This is a genomic window from Bacillus cereus group sp. N6 (assembly GCF_016483705.1).
In the GTDB taxonomy this organism is placed as follows: domain Bacteria; phylum Bacillota; class Bacilli; order Bacillales; family Bacillaceae_G; genus Bacillus_A; species Bacillus_A wiedmannii.
This window is the reverse complement of sequence record NZ_JAEHBI010000037.1, coordinates 1-21,395: the sequence shown is the minus strand read 5'-3', so window position 1 is coordinate 21,395 and position 21,395 is coordinate 1. Positions and strand designations below refer to the sequence as shown.

Sequence of the window (21,395 nt, the reverse complement as noted above, 5' to 3'; positions counted from 1 at the left end):
AGGCACTTCAATGCAAGCTAAAGCAGTAGCGAGAACAGTTCGTATTGCTCCTCGTAAAGTTCGTTTAGTAGTAGACTTAATCCGAGGTAAGCAAGTGGGTGAAGCGATTGCTATCCTTAACCACACACCAAAAACTGCTTCTCCAGTTGTAGAGAAAGTTTTAAAATCTGCAATCGCAAATGCAGAGCACAATTATGAGATGGATATTAACAACCTAGTTGTTGAAAAAGTTTTCGTTGACGAAGGTCCAACGTTGAAACGTTTCCGTCCACGTGCAATGGGTCGTGCAAGCCAAATTAACAAACGCACAAGCCACATTACAGTTGTGGTATCAGAAAAGAAGGAGGGATAATCGATGGGTCAAAAGGTTAATCCAATTGGTCTTCGTGTCGGCGTTATCCGTGACTGGGAATCTCGTTGGTTCGCAGAGAAAGATTATGCTACATTACTACATGAAGACATCAAAATCCGTGAGTACATTACTGTACGCTTAAAAGATTCTGCTGTTGCTAAAGTAGAAATCGAACGTGCAGCAAATCGTGTAAATGTTACAATTCACACTGCAAAACCTGGTATGGTAATTGGTAAAGGTGGTACTGAAGTTGAAGCACTTCGTAAAGCTCTTAACCAATTAACAGGCAAGCGTGTACACATCAACATTTTAGAAGTTAAGAGAGCTGATCTTAACGCTAAATTAGTAGGCGAAAACATCGCTCGTCAATTAGAAAACCGTGTATCATTCCGTCGTGCACAAAAGCAAGTTATTCAACGTGCTATGCGTGCAGGTGCTAAAGGTATTAAAACACAGGTTTCTGGTCGTCTTGGCGGAGCTGATATCGCTCGTGCAGAATCTTACAGTGAAGGAACTGTTCCACTTCATACACTTCGCGCTGATATTGACTATGCAGCAGTTGAAGCTGATACAACATACGGTAAATTAGGCGTAAAAGTATGGATCTACCGTGGAGAAGTCCTTCCTACAAAAAAGAAAGCTTCTGAGGAAGGAGGAAAATAATATGTTAATGCCAAAACGCGTAAAATATCGTAGAGAGCATCGTGGTAAAATGCGTGGTCGTGCAAAAGGTGGAACTGAAATTGCTTTCGGTGAATTCGGTTTACAAGCACAAGCTGCTTCATGGATTACAAACCGTCAAATCGAAGCTGCTCGTCGTGCAATGACTCGTTACATGAAACGTGGCGGTAAAGTATGGATTAAAATTTTCCCTTCTAAACCTTACACTGCAAAACCTCTAGAAGTACGTATGGGTTCCGGTAAAGGGGCACCAGAAGGCTGGGTAGCAGTAGTAAAACCTGGGAAAATTATGTTCGAAATCGCGGGTGTATCTGAAGAGGTAGCACGCGAAGCATTACGTCTTGCAGCTCACAAGTTACCTGTGAAATGTAAATTCGTAAAACGTGAAGAAAATGGTGGTGAATCTAATGAAAACTAATGATATTCGTGAATTAACCACTGCCGAAATCGAAACAAAAGTTAAAGCTTTAAAGGAAGAATTGTTCAATCTTCGCTTCCAACTTGCTACAGGACAATTAGAGAATCCAACTCGCATTCGTGAAGTGCGTAAAGCAATTGCTCGTATGAAAACTGTAGTTCGTGAAAGAGAGATCGGAATTAATCGATAAATTGAGGGGAGGTTTGCATAGTGAGCGAACGTAACCAACGCAAAGTTTATACTGGTCGTGTTGTGTCTGACAAAATGGACAAAACGATTACAGTTTTAGTTGAAACTTACAAAACTCATTCCTTGTACGGAAAACGTGTTAAGTATTCTAAGAAGTACAAAGCCCATGATGAGCAAAACCAAGCGAAACTTGGCGATATCGTTAAAATCATGGAAACTCGCCCGCTTTCTGCTACTAAGCGTTTCCGTTTAGTTGAAATCGTTGAAGAAGCGGTTATTATCTAAATAGACGAATCGGAATTTTTAGTCCGAAGGGAGGTTTCATAACATGATCCAACAAGAATCTCGTTTGAAAGTTGCTGACAACTCTGGTGCACGTGAACTTTTAACAATTAAAGTATTAGGCGGCTCTGGTCGTAAATATGCTAACATTGGTGACATTATCGTTGCTACGGTAAAACAAGCAACACCAGGTGGCGTTGTTAAAAAAGGTGACGTTGTTAAAGCAGTAGTGGTACGTACGAAGAGCGGAGCTCGTCGTCCGGACGGTTCTTATATCAAATTTGATGAAAACGCAGCGGTTATCATCAAAGACGATAAGAGCCCACGTGGTACTCGTATCTTCGGACCAGTAGCTCGTGAATTACGTGATAGCAACTTCATGAAGATCGTTTCTTTAGCTCCAGAAGTTCTATAATTTAAGGTATTGCCTTGCTAAGGAGGTGCAGAATTAAGATGCATGTAAAAAAAGGTGATAAAGTACAGGTAATCACTGGAAAAGACAAAGGAAAACAAGGCGTTATCCTTGTGGCTTTCCCAAAGCAAAACCGTGTTATCGTTGAGGGTGTTAACATCGTTAAAAAACACTCTAAGCCATCTCAATTAAATCCACAAGGTGGAATTATTACTAAAGAAGCACCTATTCACGTTTCTAACGTTATGGTTTTAGATCCGAAAACAGGTGAACCTACTCGCGTAGGCTTCAAAGTAGAAGATGGTAAAAAAGTTCGTATTGCAAAAAAATCTGGTGAATTATTAGATAAATAATTTTCTTAAGAAAGGAGGTCACTTCATTGAATCGCCTTAAAGAGAAGTTCCAAAAGGAAATTACTCCTGCTCTAGTGAGCAAGTTTAACTATAAATCTGTGATGGAAGTACCGAAAATCGAAAAGATCGTAATCAACACTGGTGTTGGTGACGCGGTATCTAACTCAAAAGCTTTAGACAATGCAGTAGAAGAATTAACACAAATCGCAGGTCAAAAACCTGTTGTAACTCGTGCTAAAAAATCAATCGCTGGTTTCCGTCTTCGTGAAGGTATGCCAATCGGTGCGAAAGTAACTTTACGCGGCGAGCAAATGTATGAGTTCTTCGACAAATTAGTATCAGTTTCTTTACCACGTGTACGTGATTTCCGTGGTGTTTCTAAGAAATCATTCGATGGTCGTGGGAACTACACATTAGGTGTTAAAGAGCAACTTATCTTCCCTGAGATCGATTATGATAAAGTAAGCAAAGTCCGCGGTATGGACATCGTAATCGTTACTACAGCGAAAACTGATGAAGAAGCTCGTGAACTTTTAACACAATTCGGTATGCCATTCCAAAAATAATGGAAACCAACGCTAAGTAGAGGAGGCGAAAACGTGGCTAAAAAATCTATGATAGCGAAACAAAAGCGTACTCCTAAGTTTAAAGTACAAGAGTATACACGTTGCGAACGCTGCGGTCGTCCGCATTCTGTATACCGCAAATTTAAGCTTTGCCGTATTTGTTTCCGTGAACTTGCATATAAAGGTCAAATTCCTGGTGTTAAAAAAGCTAGTTGGTAAAACCCACAAATGGGAAGGAGGTAAAACACATGGTGATGACAGATCCAATTGCAGACATGCTTACTCGCATCCGTAATGCGAACATGGTACGTCATGAGAAATTAGAGGTTCCTGCTTCTAAAATCAAAAAAGAGATCGCTGAACTTTTAAAACGTGAAGGTTTCATTCGTGATGTAGAATACATCGAGGATAACAAACAAGGTATCCTTCGTATTTTCCTGAAATATGGTGCAAACAATGAACGTGTAATCACTGGATTAAAACGTATCAGTAAACCTGGCTTACGCGTTTACGCTAAAGCTGATGAAGTACCACGTGTACTTAACGGATTAGGTATCGCTCTTGTTTCTACATCTAAGGGAGTAATGACAGACAAAGACGCTCGTCAATTACAAACTGGTGGAGAAGTAGTAGCATACGTTTGGTAATATATATTTAAAACGAACGGAGGTGTGACCACATGTCTCGTATTGGTAAAAAGATTCTTGAAATCCCTGCAGGTGTTACTATTACAATTGCAGAAGACAATACTGTAGCAGTAAAAGGCCCTAAAGGTGAATTAACTCGTAAATTCAATGCTGATATGTCTATCAAAATTGAAGAAAATACACTAACAGTTGAGCGTCCATCTGAACAGAAGGAACACCGTGCATTACACGGTACAACTCGTGCTTTAATCGGAAACATGGTTGAAGGTGTAACTACAGGTTTCGCACGCGGACTTGAATTAGTCGGTGTTGGTTACCGTGCTCAAAAACAAGGAGATAAACTTGTATTAAGCGTAGGTTATTCTCATCCAGTAGAAATGACTCCGGAAGCAGGTCTTGAAGTTGAAGTACCTGTACCAACTAAAATCGTAATCAAAGGTATCGACAAGCAACGTGTTGGCGAATTTGCTGCTAACATCCGTGCTGTACGTGCTCCTGAGCCTTATAAAGGTAAAGGTATTCGTTACGAAGGCGAAGTTGTTCGTCGTAAAGAAGGTAAAACTGCTAAGTAAACCCGTTAGGTGAGAGAAAGGAGTGACAAGAATGATCACTAAAGCTGATAAAAATGCGACTCGTAAGAAAAGACATGCACGTGTACGTGCTAAACTTACTGGTACTGCAGAACGTCCACGTTTAAACGTGTTCCGTTCTAACCAACATATTTACGCTCAAGTTATTGATGATGTAAATGGTGTAACGTTAGTAAGTGCATCTACTCTTGATAAAGACCTTGCTCTTAACGGTACTAGCAATACTGAAGCTGCTACGAAAGTAGGAGAATCAGTTGCTAAGCGTGCTGTAGAGAAAGGCGTTAAAGAAGTAGTATTCGATCGCGGTGGTTACTTATACCATGGCCGTGTTAAAGCTCTAGCTGAGGCTGCTCGTGAGGCTGGATTACAATTTTAATGGTCAAAGGAGGGAAAATTGATGCATCGCATTGACCCAAGTAAATTAGAACTTGAAGAACGTGTAGTTACGATAAATCGTGTCGCGAAAGTTGTTAAGGGTGGTCGTCGTTTCCGCTTTGCTGCACTAGTTGTAGTTGGCGATAAAAACGGTCATGTTGGATTCGGTACTGGTAAAGCACAAGAGGTACCAGACGCAATCCGCAAAGCTATCGAAGACGCTAAGAAAAACTTAATCGCTGTACCATTAGTTGGTACAACAATTCCACACACAATCAACGGTCATTTTGGAGCTGGTGAAGTATTCTTAAAACCTGCTGCTGAAGGTACTGGTGTTATTGCTGGTGGACCTGTTCGTGCGGTACTTGAATTAGCTGGTGTACAAGATATTCTTTCGAAATCTCTTGGTTCTAACACACCAATCAACATGATTCGCGCTACTGTGAACGGATTAAGCGAACTTAAGCGCGCTGAAGATGTTGCAAAATTACGCGGTAAATCTGTAGAAGAGCTACTAGGTTAAGGAGGGAAAACAAATGGCGAAAAAGTTAGAAATTACCCTCACTCGTAGTGTAATTGGTCGTCCACAAGATCAACGTGCGACGGTAGAAGCTTTAGGTCTTAAAAAGTTGAATTCAACTGTAGTTAAGGAAGAAACTCCTGCTATTCTTGGTATGATCAACAAAGTTTCTCACCTTATAACTGTAACAGAAGCTTAAGGATAACTCATTAATATAAGGAGGTGCCTGGGAATGAAACTTCATGAATTAAAACCTGCAGAAGGTTCTCGTAAAGTACGTAACCGTGTCGGTCGTGGTATCGGTTCTGGTAACGGTAAAACTGCTGGTAAAGGTCATAAAGGACAAAACGCACGTTCTGGTGGCGGTGTTCGTCTTGGCTTCGAAGGTGGTCAAACTCCATTATTCCGTCGTTTACCAAAACGCGGCTTCACAAACATTAACCGTAAAGAGTTTACTATTGTAAACTTATCAACGTTAAATCGTTTTGAAGATGGTACAGAAGTAACACCTGAATTATTGCTGGAAACTGGCGTTATCAGCAAGTTAAACGACGGTGTTAAAATTCTTGCAAGCGGCGCAGTAGAGAAAAAATTAACTGTTAAAGCGCACAAGTTCTCTTCAAGTGCTAAAGAAGCAATTGAAGCAGCTGGCGGATCAGTTGAGGTGATCTAATGTTTCGTACAATCTCCAACTTTATGCGCGTTGCTGAGATAAGACGTAAAATATTATTCACTTTAGCGATGTTAATCGTATTCAGAATTGGCACGTTTATCCCAGTGCCATTTACAAATGGAGACGTACTGAAAGCACAAGATCAATTAAATGCCTTAGGTATCCTAAATACATTTGGCGGTGGCGCCTTGAAAAACTTCTCCATCTTCGCGATGGGAATCATGCCGTATATTACAGCATCCATCATCGTGCAATTATTGCAGATGGATGTTGTTCCTAAATTTTCGGAATGGTCGAAGCAAGGTGAAATGGGCCGTCGTAAACTAACGCAATTCACGCGTTACTTTACAATTGTTCTTGCGTTTATTCAGGGGTTTGGTATGTCAATTGGTTTTAACGGTATGGTAGGTGGGCAATTAATTTTGAATCCTGGTTGGAGCACTTATTTATACATTGCTACGGTACTGACTGCTGGTACTGCATTTTTAATGTGGTTAGGTGAACAGATTACAGCTAAAGGTGTAGGTAATGGTATTTCCATCCTTATCTTTGGCGGTATTGCCGCAGCGATCCCAAGTGTTATATCTCAAGTGTATCAACAACAGTTTCAAAATATCGGAGATCAATTGTTCATGAGTATCGTTAAAGTTGCATTGATCTTACTAGCTGTGCTAGCGGTTATTGTTGGTGTTATTTTCATTCAACAGGCTGTTAGAAAGATCCCAATTCAATATGCGAAGCGTGTAACAGGAGGGAATGGGAATCATGCTGGAGCACAAAACACACATTTACCCCTTAAGGTAAATAGTGCGGGTGTTATTCCAGTCATTTTTGCTGTTTCATTCTTAATTACGCCTCCAACTATTGCACAGTTCTTCCCGAATCATGATGTATCGCAGTGGATCATTGCAAACTTTAACTATTCTCACCCAGTGGGAATGATCATATATGTTGCGCTCATTGTAGCCTTCACATATTTCTATGCGTTTGTTCAGGTTAATCCAGAGCAAATGTCAGGGAATCTAAACAAACAAGGTGGATATGTTCCAGGTATTCGTCCGGGTAAGAATACGGAACAATATCTAACAAAAATCTTGTATCGTTTGACCTTTGTAGGATCAATTTTCCTAGCAGCGATTGCAATCTTACCAGTTATCTTTACGAAATTGGGAAATCTTCCTCCATCTGCACAGATTGGTGGAACGAGTATGTTAATCGTTGTCGGCGTTGCTTTAGAAACAATGAAGCAGCTAGAAAGTCAACTGGTAAAACGCCATTACAAAGGGTTTATCAAGCAATGAGTAAGTGGGAAGAATTGTCTTCCCTACATGCTCATGTACTCTGAGGGGGAACAAGGATGAACTTAATTTTAATGGGGCTTCCTGGTGCTGGTAAAGGTACACAAGCCGAACAGATTGTTGCCAAGTATAACATCCCTCACATTTCAACAGGAGATATGTTTCGTGCAGCTATGAAGGCTGAAACTGAAATGGGTCTACAAGCAAAATCTTTTATTGATAAAGGTGCACTTGTTCCAGATGAAGTTACAATCGGAATCGTTCGTGAACGTTTAAGTCAAGAAGACTGCGTAAGAGGTTTCTTACTAGACGGTTTCCCACGAACTGTTGCACAAGCATCAGCTCTTGAAGAGATTATGAAAGATCTTGGTAAAAAAATCGACTATGTTTTAAACATTAATGTGGATTCAGGGTTGTTATTAACACGCCTTACAGGCCGTCGCATTTGTAAAGAGTGCGGTGCGACTTACCACTTAGAATTCAATCCACCAGCAAAAGCTGATGTGTGCGATAAATGTGGTGGCGAATTATATCAACGCTCTGATGACAATGAAGAAACTGTGGCAAATCGTTTAGATGTAAATATTAAGCAAACAAAACCTTTGCTTGATTTCTACGAGGAGCTTGGTTACTTACAAAGCATTAATGGTGAGCAAGATATCAATAAAGTATTTGCTGATATCGATGTTCTCATCGGAGGCTTAGCGTAATGATCATCTGCAAAACTCCTCGCGAGATAGAAATCATGCGAGAAGCTGGCAGGATCGTTGCTTTAACTCATCAAGAGTTGAAACAGCATATTACTCCAGGAATTACAACGAAAGAGCTCGATCAAATAGCGGAAAAGACGATTCAAAAATATGGTGCTACGCCATCTTTTAAAGGATACAACGGATTTCCGGGGAGCATATGTGCTTCTGTAAATGAAGAGCTTGTACACGGAATTCCAGGGAAGCGCAAGCTCGAAGAGGGCGATATCATCAGTATCGATATTGGTGCGAAATACAATGGGTACCATGGAGATTCTGCATGGACGTATCCAGTTGGAAACATTTCTGAATCTGTTCAAAAGCTACTTGATGTCACAGAAAAATCGTTGTATCTTGGTCTAGAACAAGTAAAACCAGGCGAAAGATTATCAAATATCTCACATGCGGTTCAAACCCATGCTGAAGAGAATGGGTTCTCGATCGTTAGGGAGTATGTTGGTCACGGAATCGGGCAAGACTTACATGAGGACCCTCAAATCCCGCACTATGGTCCACCAAATAGAGGCCCTAGATTAAAGCCGGGAATGGTCATCTGTGTTGAGCCGATGGTGAATCAAGGAAGACGATATGTAAAAACACTATCTGATGACTGGACAGTGGTAACGGTAGATGGTAAATGGTGTGCACACTTTGAGCACACGATTGCTCTTACAGAAGCAGGATACGAAATCCTTACCACTTTATAAGTAGCTGGCTCTCCGGGATTTCAGAGCAGTGTAAAATGTTACTGATTTGAAGAAGGGAGAACTATTGAATGGCTAAAGATGATGTAATTGAAGTCGAAGGTACCGTTCTTGAAACGTTGCCAAATGCTATGTTCAAAGTAGAATTAGAGAATGGGCATGTCGTATTGGCTCACGTTTCTGGTAAAATCCGTATGAACTTCATTCGTATTTTACCAGGAGACAAAGTTACGGTAGAATTATCTCCGTACGATTTAAATCGTGGTCGTATTACGTACCGTTTTAAATAATATAGCACTCCGTAATCTTTAAGGAGGTTCGAGACATGAAAGTAAGACCGTCAGTTAAACCAATCTGCGAAAAATGTAAAGTTATTCGTAGACGTGGAAAAGTAATGGTTATTTGTGAAAACCCTAAACATAAACAAAAACAAGGTTAATCAGAAGGAGGTGCATTCAGAATGGCACGTATCGCAGGTGTAGATATTCCTCGAGACAAACGCGTTGTTATTTCTTTAACTTACGTATTCGGCATTGGTCGCACAACTGCTGAAAAAATTCTAACTGAAGCTGGTATTTCTTCAGAAACACGAGTTCGTGATTTAACGGAAGACGAACTAGGACGTATCCGTGATATCATCGATCGTATTAAAGTTGAGGGAGACCTTCGTCGTGAAGTATCTCTTAACATTAAACGTCTAATGGAGATCGGTTCTTACCGTGGTCTTCGTCACCGTCGTGGTTTACCAGTTCGTGGTCAAAACTCTAAAAACAATGCTCGTACACGTAAAGGTCCACGTCGTACAGTAGCAAATAAAAAGAAATAATAAGTAAAGGAGGTTGAACTAACAATGGCACGTAAAACAAACACTCGTAAAAAACGTGTGAAAAAGAATATTGAAGCTGGTATAGCTCATATTCGTTCTACTTTCAACAACACAATCGTAACACTTACAGATACTCATGGTAACGCACTTTCTTGGTCTAGTGCTGGTGCACTTGGTTTCCGTGGATCTCGTAAGTCTACTCCATTCGCTGCACAAATGGCTGCTGAAGCTGCTGCTAAAGTTGCAATGGAGCACGGTTTAAAAACTTTAGAGGTTACTGTTAAAGGTCCTGGTGCTGGTCGTGAAGCTGCAATTCGTGCTCTTCAAGCTGCAGGTCTAGAAGTAACAGCAATTAGAGATGTTACTCCAGTTCCTCATAATGGATGTCGTCCACCAAAACGTCGTCGTGTGTAATTTTTCTGTATAGAATTTTCCCTTTTGTCTATAATGGATATGATGCATTATCGAGAAATTTCGTACAGAAACATCGCTTGTTGTGCACAATCGGGAACTGCCTAAGGGGGACTTTCGGTTAGACAGGGGGTATCCCTTTGTTTAACCGGGGTTTCGACGTTTTGAAGGAGGGTTTAGTTAATGATTGAAATCGAAAAGCCGAAAATCGAAACGGTTGAACTTAACGAAGATGCTAAATATGGTAAATTCGTAATTGAACCGCTTGAGCGTGGATATGGTACTACTTTGGGTAACTCCTTACGTCGTATTCTTTTATCCTCACTCCCTGGTGCCGCTGTTACTGCTATCCAAATCGATGGCGTATTACATGAATTTTCAACAGTTGAGGGCGTAGTAGAAGACGTTACGACGATCATCTTAAACTTGAAAAAGTTAGCTCTTAAAATCTACTCTGAAGAAGAGAAGACGTTGGAAATTGATGTGCAGGGCGAAGGTATTGTCACAGCTGCTGATATTACTCATGATAGTGATGTAGAAATCTTAAATCCAGATTTACACATTGCAACGTTAGCAAAAAATGCGCATTTCCGCATGCGTTTAACTGCAAAGCGTGGCCGTGGGTATACGCCAGCTGATGCAAATAAAAGCGAAGATCAACCAATAGGAGTAATTCCTATTGATTCTATTTATACTCCAGTATCACGTGTGACTTACCAAGTGGAAAAGACACGTGTCGGACAAGTGGCTAATTATGATAAGCTTACGCTTGATGTATGGACGGATGGAAGCATCGGGCCAAAAGAAGCTATCTCTTTAGGTGCCAAAATCTTAACTGAGCATTTAAATATCTTTGTTGGTTTAACTGATGAAGCACAAAATGCTGAGATTATGGTCGAGAAGGAAGAAGATCAAAAAGAGAAAGTTCTTGAGATGACTATCGAAGAACTAGATCTTTCTGTTCGTTCTTATAATTGCCTAAAACGTGCAGGAATTAATACTGTACAAGAGCTTGCGAACAAAACAGAAGAAGATATGATGAAAGTTCGTAACTTAGGACGTAAATCCTTAGAAGAAGTTAAACATAAGCTTGAGGAATTAGGTTTAGGTTTACGTAAAGACGACTGAGGATTTAAACCCATCAACAAAGGAGGGAACTACGAATGGCATACAGAAAATTAGGCCGTACAAGTGCGCAACGTAAAGCTATGTTACGTGATTTAGCTACTGATTTAATTATCAACGAGCGCATCCAAACGACAGAAACTCGTGCAAAAGAACTTCGTTCTGTAGTGGAAAAAATGATCACTTTAGGTAAACGCGGAGATCTTCACGCTCGTCGTCAAGCAGCAGCTTTCATTCGCAATGAAGTAGCTAACGCTGAGACTGGTCAAGATGCACTTCAAAAATTATTCGCTGATGTAGCTCCACGCTATGCTGAGCGCCAAGGCGGATACACTCGTATTGCAAAAATTGGTCCACGTCGCGGAGACGCAGCACCAATGGTAATTATCGAGTTAGTATAATGATAATTAAAAGGGCAGGACAGTTCTTTTCAAGAAACTGGTCATGGCCCTTTTTTTTAAATATAAAAATAGGCTAACTTGGCGAAGGAAAGGGTGCCTTGTATTGAAAAAAGAGAAACTTCGGACAGAAAATATATCATTTCAATATCCTGGGGCAGCCACTTATGCATTAAAAGATGTTTCATTTGCCTTGTATGAGGGAGAATGGGTATCTGTTATTGGACAAAACGGTTCAGGGAAGTCTACACTTGCAAAATTATTGAATGGTTTGTTTTTGCCGGAAGCAGGGACTATTACAGTAAATGATACAATGGTTTTATCAGAGGAAACGGTATGGGATGTTCGAAAACAAATTGGGATGGTATTTCAAAATCCAGACAATCAATTTGTTGGAACGACAGTGCAAGACGACGTTGTTTTTGGCCTAGAGAATATCGGAATGCCAAGAGAGCAAATGGTAGAAAGATTAAATCAGGCTCTCAAACTTGTCCGTATGGAAGATTTTCTTAATGATGAACCTCATTCGTTATCTGGTGGGCAAAAGCAGCGAGTGGCAATAGCAGGCGTTTTAGCACTTCAGCCATCTATTTTGATATTAGATGAAGCAACGTCAATGTTAGATCCTCAAGGGAGACGTGAAGTAGTAGAAACGGTTAGACAACTTGTTAATCAAAAAGGTATTACCGTGTTATCAATTACGCACGATTTAGAAGAAGCGGCACAATCAGATCGTGTCATTATTTTAAACAAGGGAGAAATATTAGAGGAAGGGACTCCAAAGCAAATCTTCAAGTCCTCTCATATGCTCCAAGAAATTGGATTAGATGTACCATTTTCAGTGAAAATAGCAGAATTATTAAAAAGAAATGAAATTCTCTTGCAAAATACGCATCTTACAATGGAAAGCTTGGTGAACGAACTTTGGAGATTACATTCCAAAAAGTAGAACATCGTTATCAATATAAAACTCCATTTGAAAGACGCGCACTTTATGATGTAGACGTGTCGTTTCCAAGTGGGGGCTATTATGCCATTATCGGTCATACTGGTTCAGGTAAGTCGACGATGATTCAACATTTAAATGGTTTATTGCAGCCGACGAATGGCACAGTTCAAATTGGTGAACATTTCATTTCGGCAGGAAAGAAAGAAAAAAAGCTAAAGCCACTACGTAAAAAGGTAGGGGTTGTCTTTCAATTCCCAGAACATCAGTTGTTTGAAGAGACTGTGGAGAAGGATATTTGTTTCGGCCCTACTAATTTTGGGGTATCTGTAGAAGAAGCGAAGCAAAAGGCAAGAGAGGCAATTGAACTTGTAGGGTTAGAGCCAGAACTGTTAACACGTTCACCGTTTGAGTTAAGTGGTGGGCAAATGAGGCGTGTTGCGATAGCGGGTGTATTGGCGATGAAACCCGAAGTGCTTGTATTAGATGAACCTACAGCAGGACTAGATCCAAAAGGGCAGAATGAACTTATGGAGATGTTTTATAAGCTGCATAAGGAAAAAGGTCTTACAGTTATCCTAGTAACACATAATATGGAGGATGCTGCTAAGTATGCAGAGCAGATTGTAGTCATGCATAAAGGAACGGTCTTTTTGCAAGGAAGTGCAGAGGAAGTATTTTCACATGCTGATGAACTAGAGAAAATTGGCGTGGATCTTCCTATGTCTTTAAAGTATAAACGTGCAATTGAAGAGAAGTTTGGCATTTCAATCCCAAAGGCTACCTTATCTTTAGAGGATCTTACTCATGAAGTTGTGCAGGTGTTACGAAAAGGTGGTCATGAATCATGCAGCAGTTGATTATTGGAAGATATATTCCAGGGAAGTCTCTTATTCATCAACTTGATCCACGTACGAAGCTGCTGATTGTCTTTTTATATGTATTTGTTGTTTTCTTAGCAAATAATGCGATTTCATATGGATTTTTATTTTTATATGCACTCATTGCTTTATTTTTTGCAAAAGTGCCGATTCGTTATGTACTTTCGGGCTTAAAACCAATTCTATGGATTTTTCTTTTTACATTTTTCCTGCATATTTTTACAAATAAAGAAGGGGAAGTACTATTCCAGCTTGGTTGGTTTTCGATACATGAAAAAGGATTAGAGCAAGGGATATACATTTCTATACGATTCTTCGTTATTATTTTAATGACAACATTATTAACGTTAACGACGACACCTATTGAGATTACAGATGGTTTGGAGACGTTATTAAAGCCGTTGAAACGTATAAAAGTTCCTGTTCATGAAATCGCATTAATGATGTCAATTTCTCTTCGTTTTATTCCGACATTAATGGATGAAACGAGTAAAATAATGAAGGCACAATCTTCACGCGGTATTGATTTCGCAGGAGGACCGATAAAAGATAGGATGAAAGCTATTATCTCACTACTCGTTCCTCTATTTATCAGTGCTTTTAAGCGTGCTGAGGACTTAGCAATTGCTATGGAAGCACGTGGGTATCAAAATGGTGAAGGACGTACTAAATTTAGGCAACTACGCTGGAAAACAAGTGATACAGTAACGATAATAAGCTTACTTTGTTTAGCTTGTATTTTGGCATGGGTGCGATCGTAATGGAGAATAGAGAAATGGATAGAATAAAATGTACGGTTGCATATGATGGCATGCATTTTTGTGGTTATCAAATTCAGCCGCAGCATCGTACTGTTCAACAAGAGATTGAGAAAGCTTTGCAGAAATTGCATAAAGGAGCGCTTGTTCGTGTTCAGGCATCGGGCAGAACGGATTCTACCGTTCACGCTAAAGGACAAGTCATACACTTTGATACACCGTTGTCGCTTGAAGAGTGGCAATGGAGTAATGCATTAAACACAATGTTGCCAGATGATATTGTTATCAGACAGGTAGAGAAAAAAACAGAAGAATTTCATGCGCGTTACGGTGTCGAGAGAAAAGAATATCGTTATCGTGTATTATTATCAAAGACTGCGGATGTATTCCGTAGAAATTACGTATATCAATATCCATATCCGCTCGAAATAAGCTCTATAAGAAAGGCGATTCCTTATTTTATTGGAACGCATGATTTCACTTCTTTTTGTTCGGCAAAAACTGACAAAAAAGATAAGGTGCGAACGATTTATGAAATTGAGTTAATTGAGCAAGGCGATGAATTAATTTTTCGTTTTGTAGGTAATGGATTTTTATATAATATGGTCAGAATTATTGTTGGTACGTTACTTAGCGTAGGGCAAGGAAAGCTTGATCCTGATAGCATTCCAGAGATTTTAGCGAAACAAAATCGTCAGTTTGCTGGAAAGATGGCTCCAGGTCATGGACTTTACTTATGGCAGGTAAACTATAACAACTAATCCTGGTGTAACATTTGCTTGACATTAGAAACTCAAAAGTATATCATAACATATGGTATTGTTTCTAAAACCACGATTAGCCCCGGAAGGAAATCGTGTTTAAGATAAACAATAGATTTTTTCTATGGAAAAGATAACGAGGAGGGAAACACATGCGTACGACTTTTATGGCAAAAGCTAACGAAGTTGAGCGTAAATGGTATGTGGTTGATGCTGAAGGTCAAACTTTAGGTCGCCTATCTACTGAAGTAGCATCTATTTTACGCGGTAAAAACAAACCTACATTTACACCACACGTTGACACGGGTGATCATGTAATTATTATTAACGCTGAAAAAATTCATTTAACAGGTAATAAATTAAACGATAAAATTTACTACCGTCACACTAACCACCCAGGTGGACTTAAACAAAGAACAGCTCTAGAAATGCGTACAAACTACCCTGTACAAATGTTAGAGCTTGCAATTAAAGGGATGCTTCCAAAAGGACGTTTAGGACGTCAAGTATCTAAGAAATTAAACGTGTATGCTGGAGCAGAGCATCCACACCAAGCACAAAAACCAGAAGTTTACGAACTTCGCGGATAATCAATTAAAGGAGGGCTTACTTTGGCACAGGTTCAATACTATGGCACTGGACGTCGTAAGAGTTCAGTAGCGCGCGTACGCCTAGTTCCAGGCGAAGGACGCGTTATCATTAACGGTCGTGATTTTGAAAACTATATCCCATTTGCTGCATTACGTGAAGTAGTGAAACAACCTCTAGTTGCAACAGAAACTTTAGGTAACTACGATGTACTTGTAAACGTAAATGGTGGTGGATACACTGGTCAAGCTGGTGCTATTCGTCACGGTATTTCTCGCGCTTTATTAAAAGCTGATCCAGAATACCGTCTAACACTAAAACGTGCAGGTCTATTAACTCGTGACGCACGTATGAAAGAGCGTAAAAAATACGGTCTTAAAGGCGCACGTCGTGCACCTCAGTTCTCAAAACGTTAATTTTTGCGAACTACAAACCCCAACCATTTTGGTTGGGGTTTTTTTATGTTTCATTCCTCTTTTGTAATTTTTGTAGTTTGGAATATTTTAGTGCTATTCTCTCGCGTATGCTTCTTCTTTAGAAGTTTAGACTAATACGTATTAGGGAGGTTTATAAGTACTATGAATGTCATTGTCAGCTTACAAGAAAAACAAAAAGAAAAGCAGTTGAAATATGAACGGAAGATGCTGCGAGAATTATCATTAAAAACATTACGTTCAAATATTAGGGATGCCTTTCAGATGCAGGAACTTCATCGTCAGTATGAAGATTACTGTATTGAATTAGGGATAGAATCGTATTTATTAGGAGCGAGATACAGTAAGTTTGGTTATTATGGTGAATCATTCTTTGATGTGAAATATAGAGCCTTAGAAGAAGAGCAACAATTAACGGAAACACTATTCCAATTTTTAACGAGCATGACTATGCGGGAAATTAAGTTACAAGATGAGGAATTACTTTTTGAATCTTGCCAGCAGTTTATCGGCTTATGGTGGCAGGAAGGATATGAAAAAGGTGAAAGAAGATATCGATTAAAGCTTCATTAAGACAAGCATAAACTTTCCTCTTGTCCCATATAAGTAATTAGAGGGACTAGCTGGAGGAGGAAAGGTATGAAGAGAATTCGAATTATCTCTTTTGCACTCGCTGCGGTTGTTTTGTTTTTTTTAGTCAAACAAGAATTTCAAATTACAAAATCGTGGCGAGCTTGGAATTTACCCTTATCAGGGAAAGTGATTGTATTAGATGCTGGGCATGGTGGGCCAGACGGAGGGGCTGTTGGTGGAAAAGATATTATAGAAAAAGATATTACGCTTGAAATTACAAAGAAGGTACAAGATTATTTACAAGAACAAGGTGCACTAGTTATTTTAACACGTGAGGGAGATTATGATTTAGCTCAGAAAGATACAAAATCATATAGTAGACGTAAAGCAGAGGATCTAAAAAAGCGTGTAGAGATTATTAATAAGCCTGATGTAGACTTTTTTGCGAGTATTCATTTAAATGCTTTAACTAGTAGTGGATCGAAAGGCGCACAAACGTTCTACTATCGTTCTTCGGTTGAAAATGAACGTGCTGCGAAATTTATACAAGCTGAATTGAGAACGAGTTTAGAGAATACGAATCGTTCTGCTAAAACAATTTCTCATGTGTATTTATTGAAGTATGCGAAAACACCAGGTGCTCTAATTGAAGCTGGCTTTTTATCGAATGTAAACGAAAGGTATATGTTAAATTCGGAGAAATATCAGCAAAAGGTAGCGGCTGCAGTATATCGTGGTATATTACGTTATTTCACGGAAAAAGGGAATCCTCCAGAATAAGGAGGATTTTTTGAGTTTCTCCCGTTAACGAAGTTTTCCGAAAATGTGTTATACTGGAAATGTAAACGCATTTATTTCAAAAATAAAGAGAGATAAATTTAATTAACATTACGTTATTTTTCATACAGGGGGCTGGGCTAACTATGGTAACGAAAGAGCAAGTAGTGGAAGCGTTAGAAGGGATTGTAGATCCGTTTTTACATAAAACGTTAAAAGAAACAGGCGCAATTAAAGAGGTAACAGTTAAGCCTGAGAAGGAACATGTAAGTGTTAAAATTGCAATTGTAAAAACCGGTACAGCGGAACAAATGCAATTGCAATCTGGAATTGTAAAATTAGTAAAAGAACTAGGAGCAGCAACAGTAGGGCTTCGCTTTGCAGAATTTACAGAAGAGGAATTAGCTCAGTTTGCACCGGAACAGGAAGAAGAGCAAACTGAATCTTTATTGTCACCAAATTCAAAAACAACATTTTTAGCAGTGGCGAGTGGAAAAGGTGGAGTCGGAAAATCAACAGTTTCTGTTAACCTTGCTATTGCTTTAGCTCGTCTAGGTAAAAAGGTTGGTATCATTGATGCTGATATTTATGGTTTTAGCGTACCGGATATGATGGGGATAGAAAAACGTCCTGTTGTAAGAGGGGATAGAATCATTCCAGTGGAGCGTCTAGGTGTAAAGGTAATTTCAATGGGATTCTTTGTAGAAGATAATGCACCGGTTATTTGGAGAGGCCCTATGCTTGGGAAAATGTTAAATCACTTCTTTACAGAAGTAGAGTGGGGCGATTTAGACTATTTAGTTTTAGATTTACCACCGGGTACAGGTGATGTTGCGCTAGACTTACACTCAATGTTGCCAGCTTGTAAAGAGATTATTGTAACAACGCCACATCCAACAGCGGCATTTGTGGCAGCGCGTGCTGGAGCCATGGCTTTACGTACAGAACATAGTATTCTTGGTGTTGTTGAAAATATGGCATATTTTGAAAGTAAAACAACTGGTGAAAAAGAATATGTGTTTGGAAGAGGTGGAGGAGATAAATTAGCTACAGAACTTCAAACAGAAGTACTTGGCCGAATCCCGCTTCAACAACCTGATTGGAATAAAGATGACTTTGCGCCTTCGGTATATGAAGATACACATACGACGGGTCTTATTTATCGTACGATAGCTGAGACAGTAATTGATAAAATAGCTGTCGCGCAAAAATAAAATAATAATGAGTGGACGATACATATATTGTCCACTCATTATTATAATTATTATTTTTACTGTTGCTCCTTTTTACCGTCTTGGGAACCACCTTCACCGCCTGCTTCTTTTTTATCAGATCCACTTTTTTCGGCCTTTTGTACACCTTTACTAATAATATCAATCATCTTAGCTTGGAAGAGTGGGCTTTCAGCAGTTTCTGTTAGTACTTGTTGTAAATATTGGCGGTATTCTTTGCTCTTCATTGTTTGTAACATTATTTTTTCTACTTCAGGGTTTTTCATAATTTCTATAACGCCTGCTTGGTATTCAGGGTCTTTTAGTAATGTTTTCATTAAGGTTGTTTGTTCTTTCCCCATACTTTTAGCGAATTTCGATGAGAACTCAGGGTCTTTAAAGAGCTTTTCCCAGAATTGTTGCCCTTTGTCGGATACCATTGCATCTTCAATCGTTTTCTTTACTACTGTTTCATCTAGTATGAGTGCTTGTTTCATTTTTTCATCAGTTAACACATCTTGAATGGCTTTCTTACCTTGATCGGTTTTTAAAATATCAACAATCATTTTCTTCGTTTGATCATAATCAAGTTCGGACTTTGCTTCTTTTCCTTGTGCACATGCTACAAGTACAAGAAATAGAAAAGAAGAAGTCAAAACGAGCAGCATCCGTTTCATAAGTTGGAACTCCTTTCAACACAGTTCTCTCTTTTTAATATAAATATCTTTAAGGAATTTATACATGAACATGGCTAGCTTTTTGAAATTGTCATTGATACAATTTAATTAGAAATATAAGGATAATGGGGGATGTGTTGTGAATAGCCGCAAGTGGGTACGCCTGTTTTTTACGACGTTGTTTCTAGGTGGGATTAGCACGGTCATTATTGGGTTTGTTCTGGAGTGGGACAAGTACGCTAAATTTTTTCAAAATTTCGACGGAAAGGAGATTTTAGCAGTTTCCTTCTGGTTGATGGGTGTAGGATTTATTTTTAGTGTTATAAGTCAAATGGGGTTCTTTGCCTATTTAACAATCCATCGTTTTGGACTGGGGATGTTCAGGTCACCTTCTTTATGGAATGCAGTCCAGCTCTTCTTTATTGCATTCGTTTTATTTGATTTCGTGTATTTAAGATCCATATTGATTGCAAATGGGGAAGTTTCGTTAGGGAATAACATACTTGTTGCAGGTGTATTATTTGTGTTTGGGGCGATTGTTGCTTACATAAAAAGTAAAGAAACGAATAGAAAGGCATTTGTGCCCGCTTTGTTCTTTATGGTTGTTGTAACAATTCTTGAGTGGGTACCAGCGCTTCGTATTAATGACACAGATTGGTTGTATTTAATGGTGATACCACTTTTATTATGTAATGCATATCAGTTACTTATATTACATCGTTTAATTGGAAAGGCGAGTAAGTCAGCTTAAGTAAGAGAGATTTTTGAGTTTTTATGCAGGGTGGTTGTACGAATATAAATATCGGGATGAAAAAAGCTCTACTACCTTAATGATAGGTAGTAGAGCTTTTTATGTGTGAAGGCACGAGGGAAAAGAATTACCTTACATCTTTACTTTTTGTACTTGTGTTAGAAATAAGTTGTGATACCGATATTTGCTCATATCCGTCAATCTTTAATTTTTGTAGAAGCAGTGGTAAAGCTTTATTTGTTTGAAGGGCAGAATCGGATGCATGTAATAAGACGATATCTCCACCTTTTAAATTAGTAGAGACATTGGAAACGATATTGTTTACACCTGGGTTTTTCCAGTCGTTTGAGTTATTACTCCAATGGACGATGGTGTATCCGAGTGATTCTGCTATTTTAAGTGTTGCTTTGTTAAAGTCTCCACTAGGTGGACGTAATAGCTTGACTTGTTTCACACCAAGTTTTGTAAAAACATCTTGTGCTCGTAAAAGATCTCTTCGTATTTCATTTGTCTCTAGAGAAGTGTAGGACGTGTAATTATAGCCCATACTACCGATTTCATGTCCATCTTTTATGATGCGTTCAACAACATCAGGGTGTCTTTCTGCCCATGCAGCAGAAACGAAGAAGGTTGCATTCTTAATGTCTCTTTCTTTAAGTGTATCAAGGATTGGAATTGCTTTTTTGTCTCCCCAACTAATATCAAACGTGAATGCAACTTGTTTTTTAGAGGTGTCTCCTTTGTAAATAACTTTAGGTCCTGTCGCAGTTGAAAAAGCAGATTCATGTGAATATGTTTTCAAAAAGAGAAGCCATGCTGTAAATAAGGAAAGTATCACTATTAAGCTAATGTGTTTAAAAGCTCGTTTACTCGTAATAAAAAAGAAAAACATAATATTACGCCCCTTTGTCCAATCCTTTTCAGTTACATATATGCTTTAAATATTAAAAAGAGAACAAAGGATTAATATCGTAAGCAGTGGATATAATGAATGATAGGATTTTGATAAGTGAAAATGAGCGTAACGTTTATTGCTTTGTAAGAAATGATTGAGGTGATGATTTGCTTGGGTTTATGTTAACGAAAGAAGAGAAAAAAGAAATGGAATACATATTGAAGAGAGAGTTAGAAGAACTGTTATTTGATTTTGAAGATGAACGTATTCATGACGTTGTAAAAAAGGCGATGGAAGAAAGATATAAAATCATTTTTTGTTTGTTTCGAAGAGTCGCTAATGCAGAAGAGTGTATGCGTTATGTAAGGAAAAGAATTTTTTATTAAAAAGTGTTGACGTTAATAGTTATTATATGATAAATTAATAACCGTCGCTGATGCGGAAACGCAGAAGACGATAAAAAAGAAATTTGAAAAACTTAGTTGACATTGAAAAATGAAGATGTTAACATAAGGAAGTCGCAAATGAGCGACCAAGTAGTTCTTTGAAAACTGAACGAAACAAACAACGTGAA

Annotated in this window: 37 protein-coding genes; 35 read left to right on the top strand and 2 right to left on the bottom strand. The window is 38.9% G+C overall.

What is annotated here, in order from left to right; translation table 11 throughout:
• Positions 1–10 precede the first annotated feature (10 nt).
• The 33 genes from rplV (at position 11) to JDS99_RS21835 (ending at position 18,501) form a co-directional block, all read left to right on the top strand.
• Entirely contained in the window at positions 11–352 is a 342-nt protein-coding gene (gene rplV, locus JDS99_RS21995) for a 50S ribosomal protein L22 (RefSeq protein WP_001148024.1), read from the top strand.
• 3 nt (positions 353–355) lie between these two features.
• Positions 356–1,015, top strand: a complete 660-nt coding sequence (gene rpsC / locus JDS99_RS21990; protein WP_000529958.1) for a 30S ribosomal protein S3 — start codon at positions 356–358, stop codon at positions 1,013–1,015.
• A 1-nt stretch (position 1,016) separates the two neighbouring features.
• Positions 1,017–1,451: a 50S ribosomal protein L16 gene (rplP, locus tag JDS99_RS21985; protein ID WP_000928969.1), complete on the top strand. Its 435-nt coding sequence runs from the start codon at positions 1,017–1,019 to the stop codon at positions 1,449–1,451.
• A complete protein-coding gene (gene rpmC, locus JDS99_RS21980) occupies positions 1,441–1,641 on the top strand; it encodes a 50S ribosomal protein L29 (protein ID WP_000855718.1) in 201 nt (66 codons plus the stop codon). The genes rplP and rpmC overlap by 11 nt, the downstream gene beginning before the upstream one ends.
• A 20-nt stretch (positions 1,642–1,661) precedes the next feature.
• On the top strand, positions 1,662–1,925 hold the full coding sequence (gene rpsQ / locus JDS99_RS21975; RefSeq protein ID WP_000004106.1) for a 30S ribosomal protein S17: 264 nt from the start codon (positions 1,662–1,664) through the stop codon (positions 1,923–1,925).
• Positions 1,926–1,968: 43 nt separating this feature from the next.
• The gene (gene rplN, locus JDS99_RS21970) at positions 1,969–2,337 is read left to right on the top strand and encodes a 50S ribosomal protein L14 (protein ID WP_000615912.1); all 369 of its coding nucleotides are present in this window, start codon (positions 1,969–1,971) and stop codon (positions 2,335–2,337) included.
• A 38-nt stretch (positions 2,338–2,375) separates the two neighbouring features.
• Positions 2,376–2,687 (top strand): 50S ribosomal protein L24, encoded by a 312-nt coding sequence (rplX, locus tag JDS99_RS21965; RefSeq protein ID WP_000558201.1) that lies wholly within the window; start codon positions 2,376–2,378, stop codon positions 2,685–2,687.
• A 26-nt stretch (positions 2,688–2,713) separates the two neighbouring features.
• A complete protein-coding gene (gene rplE, locus JDS99_RS21960; protein WP_001080829.1) occupies positions 2,714–3,253 on the top strand; it encodes a 50S ribosomal protein L5 in 540 nt (179 codons plus the stop codon).
• 33 nt (positions 3,254–3,286) lie between these two features.
• Positions 3,287–3,472, top strand: coding sequence for a 30S ribosomal protein S14 (gene rpsN / locus JDS99_RS21955; protein WP_001085700.1), 186 nt, complete (start codon positions 3,287–3,289; stop codon positions 3,470–3,472).
• Between the two features lie 29 nt (positions 3,473–3,501).
• Positions 3,502–3,900 carry a 30S ribosomal protein S8 gene (rpsH, locus tag JDS99_RS21950; RefSeq protein ID WP_000245511.1) on the top strand — a complete coding sequence of 133 codons (399 nt, stop codon included), beginning with the start codon at positions 3,502–3,504 and terminating at the stop codon, positions 3,898–3,900.
• Between the two features lie 32 nt (positions 3,901–3,932).
• Positions 3,933–4,472: a 50S ribosomal protein L6 gene (gene rplF, locus JDS99_RS21945; RefSeq protein ID WP_000086550.1), complete on the top strand. Its 540-nt coding sequence runs from the start codon at positions 3,933–3,935 to the stop codon at positions 4,470–4,472.
• Between the two features lie 31 nt (positions 4,473–4,503).
• Positions 4,504–4,866: a 50S ribosomal protein L18 gene (gene rplR / locus JDS99_RS21940; RefSeq protein ID WP_000628818.1), complete on the top strand. Its 363-nt coding sequence runs from the start codon at positions 4,504–4,506 to the stop codon at positions 4,864–4,866.
• 21 nt (positions 4,867–4,887) lie between these two features.
• Positions 4,888–5,388 carry a 30S ribosomal protein S5 gene (rpsE, locus tag JDS99_RS21935; RefSeq protein WP_000554646.1) on the top strand — a complete coding sequence of 167 codons (501 nt, stop codon included), beginning with the start codon at positions 4,888–4,890 and terminating at the stop codon, positions 5,386–5,388.
• 13 nt (positions 5,389–5,401) lie between these two features.
• The gene (gene rpmD, locus JDS99_RS21930) at positions 5,402–5,584 is read left to right on the top strand and encodes a 50S ribosomal protein L30 (protein WP_001085232.1); all 183 of its coding nucleotides are present in this window, start codon (positions 5,402–5,404) and stop codon (positions 5,582–5,584) included.
• A gap of 33 nt (positions 5,585–5,617) precedes the next feature.
• The gene (gene rplO, locus JDS99_RS21925) at positions 5,618–6,058 is read left to right on the top strand and encodes a 50S ribosomal protein L15 (RefSeq protein ID WP_000766083.1); all 441 of its coding nucleotides are present in this window, start codon (positions 5,618–5,620) and stop codon (positions 6,056–6,058) included.
• The gene (gene secY / locus JDS99_RS21920) at positions 6,058–7,359 is read left to right on the top strand and encodes a preprotein translocase subunit SecY (RefSeq protein WP_199695712.1); all 1,302 of its coding nucleotides are present in this window, start codon (positions 6,058–6,060) and stop codon (positions 7,357–7,359) included. Before rplO ends, secY begins: the two co-directional genes overlap by 1 nt.
• A 56-nt stretch (positions 7,360–7,415) precedes the next feature.
• Complete coding sequence (locus tag JDS99_RS21915) at positions 7,416–8,066, top strand: adenylate kinase (protein WP_001048998.1); 651 nt, start codon at positions 7,416–7,418, stop codon at positions 8,064–8,066.
• Complete coding sequence (map, locus tag JDS99_RS21910; protein ID WP_000582534.1) at positions 8,066–8,812, top strand: type I methionyl aminopeptidase; 747 nt, start codon at positions 8,066–8,068, stop codon at positions 8,810–8,812. Before JDS99_RS21915 ends, map begins: the two co-directional genes overlap by 1 nt.
• A 68-nt stretch (positions 8,813–8,880) precedes the next feature.
• On the top strand, positions 8,881–9,099 hold the full coding sequence (gene infA / locus JDS99_RS21905; protein WP_001029884.1) for a translation initiation factor IF-1: 219 nt from the start codon (positions 8,881–8,883) through the stop codon (positions 9,097–9,099).
• Between the two features lie 35 nt (positions 9,100–9,134).
• Positions 9,135–9,248 carry a 50S ribosomal protein L36 gene (rpmJ, locus tag JDS99_RS21900; RefSeq protein WP_000868344.1) on the top strand — a complete coding sequence of 38 codons (114 nt, stop codon included), beginning with the start codon at positions 9,135–9,137 and terminating at the stop codon, positions 9,246–9,248.
• 21 nt (positions 9,249–9,269) lie between these two features.
• On the top strand, positions 9,270–9,635 hold the full coding sequence (rpsM, locus tag JDS99_RS21895) for a 30S ribosomal protein S13 (RefSeq protein WP_000090790.1): 366 nt from the start codon (positions 9,270–9,272) through the stop codon (positions 9,633–9,635).
• A 24-nt stretch (positions 9,636–9,659) separates the two neighbouring features.
• Positions 9,660–10,049: a 30S ribosomal protein S11 gene (rpsK, locus tag JDS99_RS21890; RefSeq protein WP_000101797.1), complete on the top strand. Its 390-nt coding sequence runs from the start codon at positions 9,660–9,662 to the stop codon at positions 10,047–10,049.
• Between the two features lie 180 nt (positions 10,050–10,229).
• Positions 10,230–11,174 (top strand): DNA-directed RNA polymerase subunit alpha, encoded by a 945-nt coding sequence (locus tag JDS99_RS21885; protein WP_000569644.1) that lies wholly within the window; start codon positions 10,230–10,232, stop codon positions 11,172–11,174.
• 35 nt (positions 11,175–11,209) lie between these two features.
• Positions 11,210–11,572 (top strand): 50S ribosomal protein L17, encoded by a 363-nt coding sequence (gene rplQ / locus JDS99_RS21880; protein ID WP_000331490.1) that lies wholly within the window; start codon positions 11,210–11,212, stop codon positions 11,570–11,572.
• 103 nt (positions 11,573–11,675) lie between these two features.
• The gene (locus tag JDS99_RS21875) at positions 11,676–12,518 is read left to right on the top strand and encodes an energy-coupling factor ABC transporter ATP-binding protein (RefSeq protein WP_137035281.1); all 843 of its coding nucleotides are present in this window, start codon (positions 11,676–11,678) and stop codon (positions 12,516–12,518) included.
• Positions 12,494–13,375, top strand: a complete 882-nt coding sequence (locus JDS99_RS21870) for an energy-coupling factor ABC transporter ATP-binding protein (RefSeq protein ID WP_199695711.1) — start codon at positions 12,494–12,496, stop codon at positions 13,373–13,375. The genes JDS99_RS21875 and JDS99_RS21870 overlap by 25 nt, the downstream gene beginning before the upstream one ends.
• Positions 13,363–14,157, top strand: a complete 795-nt coding sequence (locus JDS99_RS21865) for an energy-coupling factor transporter transmembrane component T family protein (RefSeq protein WP_087983922.1) — start codon at positions 13,363–13,365, stop codon at positions 14,155–14,157. The genes JDS99_RS21870 and JDS99_RS21865 overlap by 13 nt, the downstream gene beginning before the upstream one ends.
• Positions 14,158–14,171: 14 nt before the next feature.
• Positions 14,172–14,915 carry a tRNA pseudouridine(38-40) synthase TruA gene (gene truA / locus JDS99_RS21860; RefSeq protein ID WP_088061486.1) on the top strand — a complete coding sequence of 248 codons (744 nt, stop codon included), beginning with the start codon at positions 14,172–14,174 and terminating at the stop codon, positions 14,913–14,915.
• Positions 14,916–15,067: 152 nt separating this feature from the next.
• Complete coding sequence (rplM, locus tag JDS99_RS21855) at positions 15,068–15,505, top strand: 50S ribosomal protein L13 (protein ID WP_001260795.1); 438 nt, start codon at positions 15,068–15,070, stop codon at positions 15,503–15,505.
• A 21-nt stretch (positions 15,506–15,526) separates the two neighbouring features.
• Positions 15,527–15,919, top strand: coding sequence for a 30S ribosomal protein S9 (gene rpsI / locus JDS99_RS21850; protein WP_000079986.1), 393 nt, complete (start codon positions 15,527–15,529; stop codon positions 15,917–15,919).
• Between the two features lie 162 nt (positions 15,920–16,081).
• Positions 16,082–16,510 (top strand): YbaK family protein, encoded by a 429-nt coding sequence (locus JDS99_RS21845; protein ID WP_001101006.1) that lies wholly within the window; start codon positions 16,082–16,084, stop codon positions 16,508–16,510.
• Positions 16,511–16,576: 66 nt separating this feature from the next.
• Positions 16,577–17,290 carry an N-acetylmuramoyl-L-alanine amidase CwlD gene (cwlD, locus tag JDS99_RS21840; protein WP_000822446.1) on the top strand — a complete coding sequence of 238 codons (714 nt, stop codon included), beginning with the start codon at positions 16,577–16,579 and terminating at the stop codon, positions 17,288–17,290.
• A gap of 143 nt (positions 17,291–17,433) precedes the next feature.
• Complete coding sequence (locus JDS99_RS21835) at positions 17,434–18,501, top strand: Mrp/NBP35 family ATP-binding protein (protein WP_000256609.1); 1,068 nt, start codon at positions 17,434–17,436, stop codon at positions 18,499–18,501.
• 56 nt (positions 18,502–18,557) lie between these two features.
• Here JDS99_RS21835 and gerD read toward each other — a convergent pair whose 3' ends face one another.
• Entirely contained in the window at positions 18,558–19,175 is a 618-nt protein-coding gene (gerD, locus tag JDS99_RS21830) for a spore germination protein GerD (protein WP_087983920.1), read from the bottom strand.
• Between the two features lie 139 nt (positions 19,176–19,314).
• Between gerD and kbaA the strand changes: the two genes are divergently transcribed.
• Positions 19,315–19,926, top strand: a complete 612-nt coding sequence (gene kbaA / locus JDS99_RS21825; RefSeq protein ID WP_087983919.1) for a KinB signaling pathway activation protein KbaA — start codon at positions 19,315–19,317, stop codon at positions 19,924–19,926.
• Positions 19,927–20,053: 127 nt separating this feature from the next.
• Here kbaA and pdaB read toward each other — a convergent pair whose 3' ends face one another.
• Positions 20,054–20,818 carry a polysaccharide deacetylase family sporulation protein PdaB gene (gene pdaB / locus JDS99_RS21820; RefSeq protein ID WP_199695710.1) on the bottom strand — a complete coding sequence of 255 codons (765 nt, stop codon included), beginning with the start codon at positions 20,816–20,818 and terminating at the stop codon, positions 20,054–20,056.
• Between the two features lie 170 nt (positions 20,819–20,988).
• Here pdaB and JDS99_RS21815 point away from each other — a divergent pair, with 170 nt between their 5' ends.
• Positions 20,989–21,207, top strand: coding sequence for a hypothetical protein (locus tag JDS99_RS21815; RefSeq protein WP_000900297.1), 219 nt, complete (start codon positions 20,989–20,991; stop codon positions 21,205–21,207).
• The last annotated feature ends 188 nt before the right edge of the window (positions 21,208–21,395 follow it).

Bases quoted from the DNA above. Each gene is read 5' to 3' on its own strand.
- rplV (WP_001148024.1), top strand. From the start codon at position 11: ATGCAAGCTAAAGCAGTAGCGAGAACAGTTCGTATTGCTCCTCGTAAA.
- rpsC (WP_000529958.1), top strand. From the start codon at position 356: ATGGGTCAAAAGGTTAATCCAATTGGTCTTCGTGTCGGCGTTATCCGT.
- rplP (WP_000928969.1), top strand. From the start codon at position 1,017: ATGTTAATGCCAAAACGCGTAAAATATCGTAGAGAGCATCGTGGTAAA.
- rpmC (WP_000855718.1), top strand. From the start codon at position 1,441: ATGAAAACTAATGATATTCGTGAATTAACCACTGCCGAAATCGAAACA.
- rplN (WP_000615912.1), top strand. From the start codon at position 1,969: ATGATCCAACAAGAATCTCGTTTGAAAGTTGCTGACAACTCTGGTGCA.
- rplX (WP_000558201.1), top strand. From the start codon at position 2,376: ATGCATGTAAAAAAAGGTGATAAAGTACAGGTAATCACTGGAAAAGAC.
- rpsH (WP_000245511.1), top strand. From the start codon at position 3,502: ATGGTGATGACAGATCCAATTGCAGACATGCTTACTCGCATCCGTAAT.
- rplF (WP_000086550.1), top strand. From the start codon at position 3,933: ATGTCTCGTATTGGTAAAAAGATTCTTGAAATCCCTGCAGGTGTTACT.
- rplR (WP_000628818.1), top strand. From the start codon at position 4,504: ATGATCACTAAAGCTGATAAAAATGCGACTCGTAAGAAAAGACATGCA.
- rpsE (WP_000554646.1), top strand. From the start codon at position 4,888: ATGCATCGCATTGACCCAAGTAAATTAGAACTTGAAGAACGTGTAGTT.
- rpmD (WP_001085232.1), top strand. From the start codon at position 5,402: ATGGCGAAAAAGTTAGAAATTACCCTCACTCGTAGTGTAATTGGTCGT.
- rplO (WP_000766083.1), top strand. From the start codon at position 5,618: ATGAAACTTCATGAATTAAAACCTGCAGAAGGTTCTCGTAAAGTACGT.
- secY (WP_199695712.1), top strand. From the start codon at position 6,058: ATGTTTCGTACAATCTCCAACTTTATGCGCGTTGCTGAGATAAGACGT.
- JDS99_RS21915 (WP_001048998.1), top strand. From the start codon at position 7,416: ATGAACTTAATTTTAATGGGGCTTCCTGGTGCTGGTAAAGGTACACAA.
- map (WP_000582534.1), top strand. From the start codon at position 8,066: ATGATCATCTGCAAAACTCCTCGCGAGATAGAAATCATGCGAGAAGCT.
- infA (WP_001029884.1), top strand. From the start codon at position 8,881: ATGGCTAAAGATGATGTAATTGAAGTCGAAGGTACCGTTCTTGAAACG.
- rpmJ (WP_000868344.1), top strand. From the start codon at position 9,135: ATGAAAGTAAGACCGTCAGTTAAACCAATCTGCGAAAAATGTAAAGTT.
- rpsM (WP_000090790.1), top strand. From the start codon at position 9,270: ATGGCACGTATCGCAGGTGTAGATATTCCTCGAGACAAACGCGTTGTT.
- rpsK (WP_000101797.1), top strand. From the start codon at position 9,660: ATGGCACGTAAAACAAACACTCGTAAAAAACGTGTGAAAAAGAATATT.
- JDS99_RS21885 (WP_000569644.1), top strand. From the start codon at position 10,230: ATGATTGAAATCGAAAAGCCGAAAATCGAAACGGTTGAACTTAACGAA.
- rplQ (WP_000331490.1), top strand. From the start codon at position 11,210: ATGGCATACAGAAAATTAGGCCGTACAAGTGCGCAACGTAAAGCTATG.
- JDS99_RS21865 (WP_087983922.1), top strand. From the start codon at position 13,363: ATGCAGCAGTTGATTATTGGAAGATATATTCCAGGGAAGTCTCTTATT.
- truA (WP_088061486.1), top strand. From the start codon at position 14,172: ATGGATAGAATAAAATGTACGGTTGCATATGATGGCATGCATTTTTGT.
- rplM (WP_001260795.1), top strand. From the start codon at position 15,068: ATGCGTACGACTTTTATGGCAAAAGCTAACGAAGTTGAGCGTAAATGG.
- JDS99_RS21845 (WP_001101006.1), top strand. From the start codon at position 16,082: ATGAATGTCATTGTCAGCTTACAAGAAAAACAAAAAGAAAAGCAGTTG.
- cwlD (WP_000822446.1), top strand. From the start codon at position 16,577: ATGAAGAGAATTCGAATTATCTCTTTTGCACTCGCTGCGGTTGTTTTG.
- JDS99_RS21835 (WP_000256609.1), top strand. From the start codon at position 17,434: ATGGTAACGAAAGAGCAAGTAGTGGAAGCGTTAGAAGGGATTGTAGAT.
- gerD (WP_087983920.1), bottom strand. From the start codon at position 19,175: ATGAAACGGATGCTGCTCGTTTTGACTTCTTCTTTTCTATTTCTTGTA.
- pdaB (WP_199695710.1), bottom strand. From the start codon at position 20,818: ATGTTTTTCTTTTTTATTACGAGTAAACGAGCTTTTAAACACATTAGC.